The sequence below is a fragment of the Halorussus salilacus genome (assembly GCF_024138125.1).
Classification (GTDB): domain Archaea; phylum Halobacteriota; class Halobacteria; order Halobacteriales; family Haladaptataceae; genus Halorussus; species Halorussus salilacus.
The window spans coordinates 628,523-642,797 of the sequence record NZ_CP099993.1 but is presented as its reverse complement, the minus strand read 5'-3'; the positions used below and the strand labels follow the sequence as shown (position 1 = coordinate 642,797).

The 14,275-nt window shown below is 65.9% G+C and carries 16 protein-coding genes; 12 read left to right on the top strand and 4 right to left on the bottom strand.

Going from position 1 to position 14,275, the window contains the following annotated elements:
- Positions 1-16: 16 nt before the first annotated feature.
- The 4 genes from NGM10_RS03315 (at position 17) to NGM10_RS03300 (ending at position 2,613) form a co-directional block, all read left to right on the top strand.
- Entirely contained in the window at positions 17-304 is a 288-nt protein-coding gene (locus NGM10_RS03315) for a hypothetical protein (RefSeq protein WP_253481796.1), read from the top strand.
- A gap of 120 nt (positions 305-424) precedes the next feature.
- Positions 425-811 (top strand): cytidine deaminase, encoded by a 387-nt coding sequence (gene cdd, locus NGM10_RS03310; RefSeq protein WP_253483747.1) that lies wholly within the window; start codon positions 425-427, stop codon positions 809-811.
- Between the two features lie 91 nt (positions 812-902).
- Entirely contained in the window at positions 903-1,727 is an 825-nt protein-coding gene (locus tag NGM10_RS03305; RefSeq protein WP_253481794.1) for a nucleoside phosphorylase, read from the top strand.
- A gap of 289 nt (positions 1,728-2,016) precedes the next feature.
- Positions 2,017-2,613 carry a class I SAM-dependent methyltransferase gene (locus NGM10_RS03300; protein WP_253481791.1) on the top strand — a complete coding sequence of 199 codons (597 nt, stop codon included), beginning with the start codon at positions 2,017-2,019 and terminating at the stop codon, positions 2,611-2,613.
- A 1-nt stretch (position 2,614) separates the two neighbouring features.
- Here the strand turns inward: NGM10_RS03300 and NGM10_RS03295 are convergent, their stop codons facing one another.
- The 3 genes from NGM10_RS03295 to ribH are packed head-to-tail and all read right to left on the bottom strand — an operon-like array spanning position 2,615 to position 4,649.
- Positions 2,615-3,064 carry a hypothetical protein gene (locus NGM10_RS03295; RefSeq protein WP_253481789.1) on the bottom strand — a complete coding sequence of 150 codons (450 nt, stop codon included), beginning with the start codon at positions 3,062-3,064 and terminating at the stop codon, positions 2,615-2,617.
- A gap of 44 nt (positions 3,065-3,108) precedes the next feature.
- Positions 3,109-4,251: a pyridoxal phosphate-dependent aminotransferase gene (locus tag NGM10_RS03290; protein WP_253481786.1), complete on the bottom strand. Its 1,143-nt coding sequence runs from the start codon at positions 4,249-4,251 to the stop codon at positions 3,109-3,111.
- On the bottom strand, positions 4,248-4,649 hold the full coding sequence (gene ribH, locus NGM10_RS03285) for a 6,7-dimethyl-8-ribityllumazine synthase (RefSeq protein ID WP_253481784.1): 402 nt from the start codon (positions 4,647-4,649) through the stop codon (positions 4,248-4,250). Before ribH ends, NGM10_RS03290 begins: the two co-directional genes overlap by 4 nt.
- A gap of 80 nt (positions 4,650-4,729) precedes the next feature.
- Here ribH and NGM10_RS03280 point away from each other — a divergent pair, with 80 nt between their 5' ends.
- From NGM10_RS03280 to purE, 3 genes are all read left to right on the top strand, one after another.
- Positions 4,730-6,499: a flippase activity-associated protein Agl23 gene (locus NGM10_RS03280; RefSeq protein WP_253481782.1), complete on the top strand. Its 1,770-nt coding sequence runs from the start codon at positions 4,730-4,732 to the stop codon at positions 6,497-6,499.
- A gap of 93 nt (positions 6,500-6,592) precedes the next feature.
- The gene (locus tag NGM10_RS03275) at positions 6,593-7,732 is read left to right on the top strand and encodes a 5-(carboxyamino)imidazole ribonucleotide synthase (protein WP_253481780.1); all 1,140 of its coding nucleotides are present in this window, start codon (positions 6,593-6,595) and stop codon (positions 7,730-7,732) included.
- On the top strand, positions 7,729-8,358 hold the full coding sequence (purE, locus tag NGM10_RS03270; RefSeq protein ID WP_253481778.1) for a 5-(carboxyamino)imidazole ribonucleotide mutase: 630 nt from the start codon (positions 7,729-7,731) through the stop codon (positions 8,356-8,358). Before NGM10_RS03275 ends, purE begins: the two co-directional genes overlap by 4 nt.
- Positions 8,359-8,604: 246 nt before the next feature.
- On the opposite strand, the gene NGM10_RS03265 is transcribed toward purE, so the two are convergent.
- The gene (locus tag NGM10_RS03265) at positions 8,605-9,354 is read right to left on the bottom strand and encodes a hypothetical protein (RefSeq protein WP_253481776.1); all 750 of its coding nucleotides are present in this window, start codon (positions 9,352-9,354) and stop codon (positions 8,605-8,607) included.
- Between the two features lie 544 nt (positions 9,355-9,898).
- Here NGM10_RS03265 and NGM10_RS03260 point away from each other — a divergent pair.
- The 5 genes from NGM10_RS03260 to NGM10_RS03240 are packed head-to-tail and all read left to right on the top strand — an operon-like array spanning position 9,899 to position 14,217.
- Positions 9,899-10,312: an NADH-quinone oxidoreductase subunit A gene (locus NGM10_RS03260; protein ID WP_253481774.1), complete on the top strand. Its 414-nt coding sequence runs from the start codon at positions 9,899-9,901 to the stop codon at positions 10,310-10,312.
- Complete coding sequence (locus NGM10_RS03255; protein ID WP_253481772.1) at positions 10,309-11,013, top strand: NADH-quinone oxidoreductase subunit B; 705 nt, start codon at positions 10,309-10,311, stop codon at positions 11,011-11,013. The genes NGM10_RS03260 and NGM10_RS03255 overlap by 4 nt, the downstream gene beginning before the upstream one ends.
- Entirely contained in the window at positions 11,010-12,671 is a 1,662-nt protein-coding gene (locus tag NGM10_RS03250; RefSeq protein WP_253481770.1) for an NADH-quinone oxidoreductase subunit D-related protein, read from the top strand. Before NGM10_RS03255 ends, NGM10_RS03250 begins: the two co-directional genes overlap by 4 nt.
- Complete coding sequence (locus tag NGM10_RS03245) at positions 12,668-13,756, top strand: complex I subunit 1/NuoH family protein (RefSeq protein ID WP_253481768.1); 1,089 nt, start codon at positions 12,668-12,670, stop codon at positions 13,754-13,756. The genes NGM10_RS03250 and NGM10_RS03245 overlap by 4 nt, the downstream gene beginning before the upstream one ends.
- Positions 13,756-14,217, top strand: a complete 462-nt coding sequence (locus tag NGM10_RS03240) for a NuoI/complex I 23 kDa subunit family protein (RefSeq protein WP_253481766.1) — start codon at positions 13,756-13,758, stop codon at positions 14,215-14,217. Before NGM10_RS03245 ends, NGM10_RS03240 begins: the two co-directional genes overlap by 1 nt.
- Positions 14,218-14,275: the final 58 nt, after the last annotated feature.

Below are 14,275 nucleotides of genomic sequence, written 5' to 3'. Positions count from 1 at the left end.
CTCTCGACGTACTGGTGTGACAGTCGAATCAGCGATGCGCCGCATCGAAGCGGCCGACGACTCCCGCACCGACGCCGACGACCGCCAACAGCAGTACGAGATGTACCGGAAGACCTTCCGGGCACTCGAAGACATCGAACCGGACGACGACGACGAGGGAATCGCGGCCGTGGCCGACTGGATAGTCGAGCGACTGGAGACCGACGGCGAGCGACCGGGGTCGAGGGAGGTCCGTCGCCGCGCGCGCAAGTTCTGCGAGCGGAACGGCTACGACGTGTCCGACAACGACTGGCTCGGGAGCTAACGGGGGAACGAGTCGTCGGAGGTGAACGCCGGGGTCCCACGCGCGAGGGGCGTCGAGCGAGCGCGAGCGCCGACCGCGCAGACGGGGGATACTTGACCGATGGCTCCCAACCTCGCCACCATGGACGAACTCATCGAGTCAGCCCGCGAAGTACAGGAGCGAGCGCACGTCCCATACTCGGACTACCCGGTCGGGGCCGCCCTGCGGACCGCCGACGGCACGGTCTACGTCGGCTGTAACATCGAGAACGCCAACTACAGCAACAGCCTCCACGCCGAGGAGGTCGCCATCGCGGAGGCGGTCAAGGAGGGCCACCGCGAGTTCGATGCGCTCGCGGTGAGTTCCGCGCGGCGAGACGGCGTCACGCCCTGCGGGATGTGCAGACAGACGCTCGCGGAGTTCTGCGACGACGACCTGCCCGTGGTCTGCGACGAGGGCGACGAGGTGGCAGAGTACTCGCTGGGCGAACTCCTCCCGAACACCATCACCGAGGAGATGCTGGAGTAGGGTCGGGTCCGAGAGCCGTCGCTTCCGACCCGTCTCGACCCCGACTGGACCGACAGCTTATTTGAGGGGTCGGGGAGAACGTCCCGTATTCATGCCCGGCGACAGCGAAGACCCCAACGACGAAGTCCAGTATCACGTCGAGGTCGGCGAGGGCGACGTGGCCGACGCCGTCCTCCTCCCCGGCAATCCCGAGCGCATCGAGAAGATAACCCGGTTCTGGGACTCCGCCGAGGAGATGGCCCACCACCGCGAGTACCGCACGGTCACCGGCGACTACGAGGGGACGCCCATCAGCGTCACCTCCACGGGTATCGGAAGCCCCTCGGCGGCCATCGCGGTCGAGGAGTTGGCCCGCGTCGGTGCCGACACCTTCATCCGGGTGGGGTCGTGCGGGGCCATCCAGCCCGACATGGCGGTCGGCGACTTGGTCATCTCGACAGGCGGCGTCCGTCAGGAGGGCACCAGCGACGAGTACGTCCGCGAGGACTACCCCGCGGTCGCCGACTACGAGGTCGTCTCGGCGCTCGTCGCGGCGGCCGAGCGCCTCGGCTACGACTACCACACCGGCATCACGATGAGCGCCGACAGCTTCTACGCCGGGCAGGGTCGGCCCGGATTCGAGGGGTTCGAGGCGGCCGGGAGCGACGAACTGGTCGAGGGCCTCAAGGCCGCCAACGTCAAGAACATCGAGATGGAGGCCAGCGCCATCATGACCCTCGCGAACATCTACGGCCTGCGGGCGGGCGCGGTCTGCTCGGTGTTCGCCAACCGCGAGACCGGCGAGTTCCTGACCGAGGGCGAGAACCACGCCGCCGAAACTGCGAGCCTCGCGGTCAAACTGTTGGCGAAGATGGACGAAGTGAAAGCCGAGGCGGGCGTCGACCGGTGGCACCCCGGCCTGAGTCTTGACCAGTAGGACCGGGGCTGTTCTTTCATCGAGACTCGGACGCGAGAGTTTAAATACGAAGCCGAGGCCAACTCTCCTCGGACGCTTCGCGCGGTCACGGACAGATAGCTGGCGAGTCAGTCAGCACGGTCGCCGAGCGATTTCGCCGCCGAACGGCGGCGAAATCGCTCCATCTCGTGACCGCCAGTCCGGCTAAGCCCGGGAGGGCCGAGCCCCAGAAACATCCCGCGAGTCGTCGCGGCCCGGGCCGCGACGACTCGTGACAACACTCTTGAGCGACGGCTCCGAATCTCCGGACGTGACCGACCCCGAAACCGTGGCGACCTACCAGTCGGTCGCCGACGAGTACCGCGAGCGCCACGCCGACCGCTCGGGCGTCGCCGAGTTGGTCGAGGAGTTCCTGACAGCCGTCGAGGACGCGACCGGCGGCGCACCCGGTCGCGTCGCCGACGTGGGCTGTGGTCCCGGGTGGGAGTCGGCCACCTTCGCCGACCGCGGCCACGAGGTCGTGGCCGCCGACCTCACGCCCGCGTTCCTCCGGGTCGCTCGGGAGGAGGCCCCCGACGCCGCGTTCGCGCGGATGGACATGCGGAGCCTCGGCTTCGCCGCCGACGCCTTCGACGGCCTGTGGGCGTGCGCGTCGTTCCTCCACGTCCCCCGGGAGGACGCGCCCGCGACCCTCCGGGAGTTCCGCCGGACGGTCCGACCCGACGGCGTCGCCTACCTCTCGGTCAAGCGCGGCGACGGCGAGAAAGAGGGCGACGGCTACGAGGGCGATAGCCGTCGGTTCACGCTGTATCGGGCCGGAGAACTGCGGTCGCTGGTGTCGGACGCCGGGTTCGAGGTCGAGTCGCTCTCGGACGGCGAGTGGATCACGTTGCTCGCGCGGGCGTGAGTCACGCCCGAACCCGCACCGCGACCGCTTCGGCGGCGCGCCATCCGAGGCCACCGACCAACGCGAGGACTGCGGCGGGCCACAGCACCAGCCACGTCCGAACGGCGACTCCCATCCCGACGCCAACCGAAGGTAGCAGTAGCGCGACCAACGGTGCGGCGAGGCTCAGGACCGCCGCCGCCGCGGCACCCACGAACAGTCGACGTTGCCACCGATTGAACCGGATTCCGGGGGCGTCTCCCGGCGGGATGGCGAACCCGAGCGCCGCGAGGAGGAACCCGCTCCACGCGCTCACGCCGAGGAAGAAGCCGACCAGCCCCTCGACGAACCCGTCGCTCTCGGGCGGGGAGGGCGGAATCGTCGCGAACTGGTAGGCGGTCCACGCCACGACGAGGACGCCGAGGCCAGCTATCGGTAGCTGGAGAACCCCGAGGCGAGATCGAACTGTCACACGTACTACCGTTCTGGAGAGAAGTATAAGTCTTCTGTCGGAGATTACAGCAGGTCGGCGTCCACGAGTCTGTCGACGGCTTCGCCGATGCGCTCCTTGCTGTTGGCGTAGGAGATGCGGGCGTAGCCCGGCGCGCCGAACGCGCTTCCGGGCACCGTCGCGACGTGGGCGTCCTCTAACGCCGCCTCGCACCACGTCTGGTCGTCGTCGTCCACCGGAATCATCAGGTAGAACGCGCCGTCGGGTTCGGGGGCGTCGACGCCCTCCTCGCCGAGGCGGTCGAGCAGGAACTCCCGGCGCTCGGCGAAGGCGTCGACCATCTCCTCGACCGCGTCGTCGGTGTGTTCGAGCGCCTCGACCCCTGCGTGCTGGACGAAGTTGGTCGCACACGAGACCGAGTGGGAGTGGAGCTTTCCGGCCTGCGAGACGAGTTCCTCGGGTCCCGCGTAGTAGCCGAGCCGCCACCCGGTCATCGAGTAGGCCTTCGAGAAGCCGTTGACGGTAACGGTCCGGTCGGCCATCCCGTCGAACGTGCCGAGGCTGGTCGGCTCCGCACCGTAGGTGATTTCGGCGTAGATCTCGTCGCTGATGACGGTCACGTCGTTCTCGACCGCGAGGTCGGCGACCCCTTCGAGCGCGGCGTCGGAGTAGACGGCTCCGGTGGGGTTGTTCGGAGAGTTGACTATCAGGAGCTCGGTCTCGTCGGACATCGCGTCGGCGAGGTCAGAGAGCGCGGGTTCGAGCTGGAAGTCGTAGGGCGCGAGGTCCACGCGGTTCAGGTCGCCGCCCGCGAGCTTCGCCATCGCTTCGTAGGAGACCCACGCCGGGTCGAGGAGGACGACCTCGTCGCCGTCTCCGACGAGCGTCTGGACCGCCTCGTAGAGCGCCTGCTTCGCGCCGGGCGTGACCACGACGTTCCCGGCCTCGTGGTCCAGACCGTCGTCCCGGAGCTTCGCGGCGATTGCCTCTCGGAGCGCGGGGATGCCGTTCGAGGAGGTGTATCCGGTGTGGCCCGCGTCCATCGCCGCCTTGCCCGCCTCGACCACGTTCTCGGGCGTCGGGAAGTCGGGTTCGCCCACGCTCAGGTCCACCACGTCGGCCCCCTCGGCTTCGAGTTCGGAGGCGAGGTTGGAGATGGCCAGCGTCGCGCTCGGCTCGACCCGCCGGATGCGGTCGCTGAACTTCATAGTTCCTCCGCGAGTTCGATGGCGGCGTTGACGGCCTCCGCGCCCTTGCCGACGCGCTCGCGGGCCTCCGCGCCCGACATCCCCGGTCCGCTCACGCCGAAGGTGACCGGGGTGTCGCGGTCGAGGCTCACGTCGGTCAGCCCCCGCGCGGCGGCGTCGGCGATGACCCGGTCGTGATCGGTGTCGCCGGTGACGACGGTACCGACGACCGCCACAGCGTCTATCTCTTCCCGGCGGGCCAGCCTGTCGGCCGCCAGCGGCGCGTCGTAGGCCCCCGGGACGTGGAGGGTCTCGACGACCTCCGCGCCCCGGTCGGCGGCCGCCTCGTGGGCGTGTTCTTCCATCTGCTCGGTTACCTCGCGGTTGAACCGCGAGACGACGAGGCCGAGTGCAGTCATACCGGAAGGGTGTCCTGCGCGGGTAAAAGAACTACCGCTCTCCGGAAAATTTGTATCCCCCGGGATGCTTTCCGCAGACGATGAGTGCAGACGAGACGCCCGCGAGCGTTCGCGAGCGGCTTGCCTCCTCCGAGACCGCGTTCGGGGTTCGGACGAGGACGGCCGTCGCGCTCGTCGGGGTGACCGCGCTGGCGCTTTCGGTTCGACTGTTCGGGCTCGGGTCGCGGGTGTTCCACTGGGACGAGGGCCGGGTCGGCTACTGGATACTCCGGTACGCCGAGACCGGCGTCTGGGAGTACCACGCCATCATCCACGGGCCCTTCCTCTATCACGTCGATAAGTTCCTGTTCGGGCTGGTCGGGCCGAGCGACTTCGTCGCGCGCCTCCCGGTCGCGGTCGTGACCGGCCTGCTCCCGCTGTCGGCGTGGCTGTTCCGCGAGCGATTGGACCGGACGGAGATGGTCGCGCTCGCGCTCTTTTTCGCATTCAACCCCGTGCTGTTGTACTACTCGCGGTTCATGCGCAACGACGCGCTGTTGGCGGCGCTGATGATCTTCGCGCTGGGATTCTACGTCCGACTGTTCGACACCGGGAGGGCGCGCCACCTCTACGCCGGGACGTTCGCGCTCGCGCTGGCGTTCACCACCAAGGAGAACGTGCTGATATACGTCCTGACGTGGGTCGGCGCGGCGGTCCTCCTGCTCGACCACCGGTTCACGCTCCGGGCCGACGCGGGCGAGCGCCTTGCGCTCGCCCGCGGGTACGTCCGGTCGGGGTGGACCGCGTTCCGGCACTGGTCGCCCCACCTGCTGGCCGCCCTCTTCGTCTTCCTCGCCGTCGTCGTCTTCTTCTACGCGCCCCGGGCCCGCGGGGTCTCGGGCCCTGGGCTCTGGAAGGCGTTCTCGAATCCCGCGATGTTCCCCGCGGTCCTCGAAGCCGGGACGGTCGGCGCGTGGGAGGAGTTCGCGAGTACGTGGGCGGGCAGCCACCAGGACCACGCCTACATCCCCTTCCTCGTCCACTACGTCGAGACGCTCTGGCAGGGGGCCGCGCCGCTGACCCTGCTCGCGGGCGTCGGCTTCGTCGCCGACCGCTACCGGGGCGACCGACCCCGCGACCTCGTGTCGTTCGCGTTCTACGGCGGGTTCGTCAGCATCTTCGGCTATCCCATCGCCACCGACATCCAGGCGCCGTGGGCGACCGTCCACGCCGTCGTTCCGCTGGCGATTCCCGCGGCGGTCGGCCTCGCCATCTTCGTCCGGTGGGGGCTCGACGCCATCGACGACGAGGACGGCGTGAGCGCGGTGCTGGCCGCTATGGTCGTGTTGCTCGTCGCCGGGCAGGTCGCGGTGACCGCGGCCGACACCTCGTTCGCCCACCCGCAGGACCAGTATCTCGACGAGGCCGGAACCGAGGAGAACATGCTGGTCCAGTTCGGCCAGCCCGCAGACGGCCTCCGGCCGACGCTGGAGACTGTCGAGTACGCCATCGACCGGAACGACGGCACCGACGTGCTGTGGTACGGCTCGGATTTCTACGTCGCCGACGAGACCGAGAACGACGACTGGGCCGCGGAGGGCAACTGGTACGACCGGCTCCCCGTCCCGTGGTACACCGAACTGTACGGCGCGGAGGTCGACAGCACGAACGACCTCGCCGACGTCGAGTCGACCGCCGCGCCGGTCGTCGTCGCCCGCGCCGACGACCGCGCTGGCGTCGAGTCCCGACTCGACGGCTACCGGGCGTTCGAGCACGAACTCACCGTCCACGGCAGCGAGACCGTGTTCTTCGTCGACGAGGAGTACGTCGAGCGCGCCGACGGGGCCGACCCGGACGGGGACGACGAGTAGCCTCGGACGAGCGCGACTAATACCTCACGTTCGTGCATATTGAAGCCCCTATTTGGCAAATCTTATGCAGTCGTGTCCACAACATCGGGGTAGATGAGCGACGCAGAGACCCTCGGAGTCGTCGGCGGCGGGCAACTCGGCCGGATGCTCGCGGAAGCGGCCGCACCGCTCGGAATCGAGGTGGTCGTGCTCGACCCCACCCCGGAGTGTCCGGCCTCGACGGTCGCCCGCGACCAGATAGTCGGCGACTTCGGCGACGAGGACGGCGTGCGGGAACTCGCCTCGCGCGCGAACTACCTCACGTACGAGATAGAGTTGGCCGACCCCGACACCCTCGAACGCGTCGGCGAGGAGTACGACGTGCCCGTCCACCCCGACCCCGAGACCCTCCGGACGATTCAGGACAAGCTGGTCCAGAAGGAGGCGCTCGGCGAGGCCGGAATCCCGGTGCCGGAGTTCCGGCGGGTGGACGACCGCTCGGACCTCGAAGCCGCGCTCGACGAGTTCGGCGACGTGATGCTGAAGGCCCGCGAGGGCGGCTACGACGGCCGGGGCAACGTCCCGGTCCGGGGAGCCGAGGACCTCGACGCGCTCGACGAACTCGACGGTCCCGCGATGGCCGAGCGGTTCGTGGACTTCGAGCGCGAGGTGTCGATAATCGGGGTAAAGGGCGACGAGGAGACCCGGACCTTCCCGCTGGGCGAGAACGTCCACCGCGAGGAGATACTCCGCGAGACGGTGGTCCCGGCCCGGACCGACGAGGACGTGGCCGAGCGCGCCCGCGAGGTCGCCGAGGACGTACTTGACCTGCTCTCGGGCCGGGGCGTGTACGGCATCGAACTCTTCGAAACCGCTGGCGGCGAAATTCTGGTGAACGAGATCGCGCCCCGGCCCCACAACTCGGGCCACTACACCATCGAGGGCGCGCTGACCTCGCAGTTCGAACAGCACGCCCGCGCCGTGACCGGACGACCGCTCGGCGCGACCGACCTCCGGAGTCCCGTGGTGATGGCGAACGTGCTGGGTGACGTGGCCGAGCCCCGGCCCGCGAATCCCGCGGGCGTCGAGTCCGTCCTCGCTCACCCCGGCGCGAGCTACCACTGGTACGGCAAGCGCGAGGTCCGACCACTCCGGAAGATGGGCCACATGACGCTGGTGGGTCGAAACGACGAATCGACCGACGAACTGCTGGCGACCGCCCGCCGACTGCGCGAGGAGGTGACCTTCGAATGACCGAACTCCAGAGACTCATCGACGACCTGCGAGCCGAGGCAGAGCGCGACAGGGACCCCGAGGACACACCCGAAATCGGCATCGTGATGGGGAGCGACTCGGACCTCGACGTGATGGCCGGGTCCGAGGACGGCCGACCCGGGGCCTACGACGCGCTGACTGAACTGGGCTTCGAGGAGGTGACCGACTACGACGACCCGCCCGAGGCCCGATTCACCTTCGAGACGTACGTGGTGTCGGCCCACCGCACCCCCGAACTCATGTACGCCTACGCCGAGACCGCCGAGGAGCGCGGGCTCGACGTGATAATCGCGGGTGCGGGCGGCAAGTCGGCCGACCTGCCGAACATGACCGCCTCGCTGGCGTACCCCCTGCCGGTCGTCGGGGTGCCGGTCCAGGAGAAGTCCCTGCCCTCCGTCGTGGGGATGCCGACCGGTGCGCCCATCGTCGCGGTGGACGCTGGCAAGTCGTTCAACGCCGCGCTGTCGGCGGTCCAGATGCTCGCCCGCCAGCACGACGACCTCCGCGAGCGACTGGTCGAGTACCACGACGACCTGCAGGAGGGCGTCGCGGAGGTCTCGCGGGACCTCCACGAGAAGGGGACGCCGGGATTCCGAGAGGAATAACCGTAACTCCGGACTGGCGGTTTACGAGCTTCTAAAGAATAGCGCGTACATGAGGGCGACCGTCACCACTCCGGCGATTACACTCTCGACGAGGGACCCGTATAACACCCAGATCAACGCGGCAACGCCGACGAACTGACCTAGCAAGACGAGATTCCGCTTCGACTTACCCACTCTCAATCCCATGCCAGCTTTCATTTACGCTTAACATTGAAAATTACGGGTAGATTACGGGTGGGGTCGAGTTCAGCAGTAGCCCATAAATTCGCAATCCGCTTTCGCGCTCCCCTTGTAGTAACACGATCCGGAGGCGTCGAGTTCGTAGCAGTACAGCGCAAATAGCGAACCGCATCCGATGCCAGCGATGGGATAGGCGACACCTATCAATCCACAGAAGGTGGCCGCCGAAATGCCACAACCCCAGCCACAGAGGCGACTGATGGCCCATTCGCAGTCGCTACATTGACCGGCGAGATGTGGGCCTGACGGTCCATAGTCCTTGAGAATAGTCCTCCTATCTTCTTCCGTGGCTAGCGAGATACTTTCGGCGGTTACTGCTCCGTCCTCAGCTTTGAACCGCGTATATCGGACTACTTGTTCGCCATCAACTTTCGCCGTACTCCCAGACGCTCCTATCACTGCACCCTCGCGAACGAACACGGCTATCGCGGAGTGAATGGAGTCTTTGATACCGGGAAGCGGTATCTCAACGCCGTACCGTGTCTCATTCCCGTTTTCTACCTTATACGCGCTGGCATCCGAGATGCTCGGCCGAACATCGTAGGTTTTCTTCACATAACGTTTCAGCGTCTTGAATTCGGGGGACTTCACTGCCTTCGCTCTGAGTTGGTTCTTCCGCTCACCGTCGAGTTCCGTAAGGTCTGGTCCATCGCCCTCAGAACCGGCAACACTGGTCGATCCGAGTCCGAACCCCGAACTGGCCGCTACTCCCGTACTTACTGCCTTTAGTAGCTTTCTACGGTTTGATTTCACCATTGCAATCACGAATCTGTGAATAGTAAAAATAAGTGTTATTAATTTATTTAGCATAAATAATGAAAACTCAGTTATTAAATAGCCCTCTCGCGGATTGATTCAGAAAGTTTGTACGCACTTTGCATGCCAACCGAAGCGGAGGCTGTTCGGTTTTCCTCGGCGCCAATTCAAAACCTCGATAATATTTCTTGTCGCGTAAATGACCAAGATCGGGGTGACTAATGAAGATGTGTCCCGGCGACTCCACGAGAAGGGGACCCCCGGGTTCCGCGAGGGCGGCGAGTAACGACGACCTTAATCGGACGGGTCCGCTCGGCGGACGACCCCGAATCGGGGTGAGTCGGCATACTATCGGTTATCCCGCATCGAGATTCGCGGGACGGCGGGGCTGACCGCTCGCGTCCCGCCACTTCCTCCTCGAAACCTCCCGTTTCTCGACAGTAACCGTCAACCCCTCGAAAGGCGCGTGAGGCGGCCGAATCCATGCGAATCACAAGAATCAACGCTTATAGGGGTGCGGTCATAACCTCCGCGTGGTAGGAGAATGAATCCGTGGATAGCTATTGGCGCGCTGGCGCTGGTGGGGCTGTTGATACCGCTCGGGATGATGACGGTATCCAGCCTGCTCCGGCCGAGCGTGCCCGAAAAAGGGAAAACCACCGTGTACGAGAGCGGTGAGGTTCCGACGGGCGGGACGCGCATCCGCTTTAACATCCAGTACTACATGGTCGCGCTACTGTTCGTCGTGTTCGACATCGAGACGGTCCTCATCTTCCCCTGGACGGTCATCTACCGGGAGGCGGTCTCGATGGAAGGCGTCGGACTCGCAGGCGCACTGTATCCGATGCTGGCGTTCATCGGCATCCTCGTCGTCGGTCTCGGTTGGGCGTGGCGACAGGGTGCCGTCGAGTGGGTCAAGAACCCGACCGAATCCCAACGGAGCGTCGATAGACAATGAGCAACGAACCACGAGACGCGATCAGCGGGAGTACAGAACCCCAGAGCAAGACCCGAGAGGCCCGGATGGGCCCGGGCGTCGACAACCGGTTCAACTCGAAGCTACGGGAGGCGTTCGGCTCCTCGCCGTTCATCCTCACGAAGTTCGACAAGTTCATGAACTGGGTGCGGGGGTCGTCGATGTTCATGCTACAGTTCGGTATCGCGTGCTGTAGCATCGAGATGATGCACACCTACGCGGTCAAACACGACCTCGACCGCTTCGGGTCGGGCGTGCCGCGGGCCTCCCCCCGGCAGGCCGACGTGATGATCGTGCCCGGCACCATCGTCACGAAGTTCGCCCCGCGGATGAAGCGGGTGTACGACCAGATGCCCGAGCCCAAGTTCGTCGTGAACATGGGGTCGTGTGCCATCTCCGGCGGCCCGTTCCAGGAGGGCTACAACGTCATCAAGGGTGCCGAGGAGGTCATCCCGGTGGACATCCACGTCCCCGGTTGCCCGCCCCGCCCCGAGGCCCTCATCTACGGCGTCGTCAAGCTCCAGGAGCGGATCGCCAACGGCGAGAGCAGTCCCGTGACCGTCAAGCCGTACGAACTGGAGCAGTTCGGCGACCTCGAACAGGACGAGCTGGTCGAGAAGCTCGCGAAGGAGATCGACGAGGAGGACCTCGTCATGCGCTACAACTGGGCTGACTCGCCATGAGTTCGCAGGAAGTACGTACTCCCGACACCGAGGGCGTCGATTACGACGCGCTCGACGCCCTGCTCGGCGACCGCGTGATTCGCCGCGAGAGCCACCTCAACGCCGAGGGCTTCGTGGTCCGGCCCGACGACGTGGCGGAGTCGCTCGAACTCCTCCGCGAGGAGGCCGGGTTCGACCACCTCTCGATGGTCACCGCGCAGGACTACGAGGACCGCTACGAGACCATCTACCACCTGACGAAGTACGCCGACCGGACTCAGGAGGTCAGCGTGGTCGTCCCCACCGACCCGGAGAACCCGGTGAGCGAGTCGGCCGCGTCGGTGTACAAGACGGCCAACTGGCACGAGCGGGAGGCCTACGACCTCGTGGGCGTCGAGTACGACGGCCACCCGGACCTGCGGCGCATCCTCCTGCCCGAGACGTGGCAGGGCCACCCCCTGAGCTCGGACTACGACCAGGACAAGCCCCAGATCGTCTCGTTCGAGGAGCACAAGAACCCCCTGCAGGACGACCGGCGGTCGGACGCCGAATCGGACACGATGTTCATCAACATCGGTCCCCACCACCCAGCGACCCACGGCGTGCTCCACCTCAAGACCGTCCTCGACGGCGAGCAGGTCGCCGACGTCGAACCCGACATCGGTTACCTCCACCGCTGTGAGGAGCAGATGTGCGAGCAGGGCACCTACCGCCACCAGATCATGCCGTACCCCGACCGGTGGGACTACGCGTCGGCGGGACTGCTCAACGAGTGGGCGTACGCGCGCGTGGCGGAGGACCTCAACGACATCGAGGTCCCCGAGTACGCGCAGGTCCTCCGGACGATGAGCGCCGAGCTGTGTCGCATCGCGGCCCACATGCTGGCGGTCGGGACGTTCGCGCTCGACATCTACGGCGACTTCACCGCCATCTTCATGTACGCGATGCGCGACCGCGAGAAGGTCCAGAACATCCTCGAAGACCTCACGGGCCAGCGGATGATGTTCAACTACTTCCGACTCGGCGGGGTCGTCTGGGACATCCCGGAACCCCGCGAGGAGTTCTTCGGGAAGATTCGGGACTTCATCGACGACCTGCCCGAGACCCTCGAAGAGTACCACGACCTCATCACGGGCAACGAGATATTCCAGACCCGGACCATCGGGACCGGCATCCTCGACCCCGAGGACGCCAAGCAGTTCGGCTGTACTGGTCCGGTCGCCCGCGGGTCGGGCGTCGACTACGACCTGCGCAGGGACGACCCCTACGGCTACTACGACGAACTCGACTGGAACGTCGTGACCGAGGACGGCTGTGACAACTACGCGCGATTCCTCGTCCGGATGCAGGAGGTCGAGGAGTCGGCCAAGATCATCAGCCAGTGTGTCGACCTGCTCGAAGAGTGGCCCGAAGAGGAGCAGACGATTCAGGCCAACGTCCCCCGGACCCTCAAGCCCGACCCCGACACCGAGGTCTATCGGGCCGTCGAGGGCGCGAAGGGCGAACTCGGCATCTACATCCGGTCGGACGGCACCGACAAGCCCGGCCGGTTCAAGATTCGGAGCCCGTGCTTCTGTAACCTCTCGGCGCTGAATGCGATGAGCAAGGGCGAGTACGTGCCCGACCTCGTGGCGACGTTGGGTAGCCTCGACGTGATTCTCGGGGAGGTGGACCGATGACGTTCGTCCCCCTGCAGGGCCAATCCGACCCCCTGCTCCCCGAGACCATCGGCCGCCTGCTGTTCGGCTCCGAGATGGCCATCTGGCAGGAGGCCATCGCGGGCTTCCTCGCGGCGTTCGTCGTCGCGAACATCATGCTCGCGCAGGCTGGCGTCGCCGGTCCGTGGGCCAAACGCAAGATAACCGCGGCGTTCACCGACCGCATCGCCGTCAACCGCGTGGGACCGGCGGGCCTGCTCATCATCCCCGCCTCGGCGGTCCAGCTCATGGCGAAGGAGCTCATCATCCCGGACGGGGTCGACCGTCCGGCGTACGACCTCGCGCCGATCATCCTCGCGCTCTCGGCGCTGCTCGGGTTCGCGGTCATCCCGATGGGGTCGATCTTCGGAATCAACCTCCAGATCGCCGACCCCGAGACCGGACTCGCGTTCGTGTTCGCGGTGGCCTCCATCGCCACCCTCGCGCTCGCGATGGCCGGGTACGCCTCGAGCAACAAGTACTCGCTGATGGGCGGTCTGCGCGCCATCGCGCAGAACATCGCGTACGAGATTCCGCTCATCGTGACCGCGGCGTCGGTCGTCATCTTCGCGGGCACGCTCCAGATGAGCGAAATCGTCGCCCAGCAGGCCGAACCGCTGGTGAGCCTCGGCGGCCTAACGATTCCGTCGTGGTACGCCTTCGTGAACCCGTTCGCGTTCGTGCTGTTCATGGTCGCGAACCTCGCGGAGGTCGGGCGGAACCCGTTCGACATCCCCGAAGCACCGACCGAGATCGTCGCCGGGTACATGACCGAGTACTCCAGCATCTACTTCGTCCTGTTCTACATGGGCGAGTTCATCCACATCTTCCTCGGCGGTGCCATCGTCGCCACCGTGTTCCTCGGCGGACCGGCCGGTCCGGTACTGCCAGGGTTCGTCTGGTTCATCATCAAGATCTGGGCGGTCTTCCTGTTCACCCAGTGGGCGCGGTCGGCCGTGCCGCGCGTCCGGATCGACCAGCTGATCGAGATCGGCTGGAAGGGCATGCTCGTCCTTTCGTTCGCCAATCTCATCCTCACGGCCATCATCGTCGGGGTGATGCTCTAATGATCGGAGTCCTCAAGTCAATGGCAACCACGCTGAAGCACGCACTGGACGGGTCCACGTTCACGGTCGAGTACCCCGACGTGGCACCCGAAGTGAGCCCGCGGTTCCGCGGCGTCCACAAGTTCAGCCAGGAGCGCTGCATCTGGTGTCGCCAGTGCGAGAACGTCTGTCCGAACGACACCATCCAGATCGTTCAGGACGACCAGCGCAACGGCGAGCAGTACAACCTCCACATCGGCCAGTGCGTCTACTGTCGGCTGTGCGAGGAGGTCTGCCCGGTGGACGCCATCCTGCTCACCCAGAACTTCGAGTTCACGGGCGACACCAAGGACGATCTGGTGTACAACAAAGAGCAGTTGAAGAACGTCCCCTGGTACAAGGACATCGACCCCCTCGAATCCCGCGAACCCGACCGGGGTGCGTGGATCGGCGAGGGAGAAGGCGAGGTAGACTACCAATAACGAGACGCCCATCTCGAAACCTTAAAAGGGCGATTCTGAGAAATCCAAGGTGACTGAA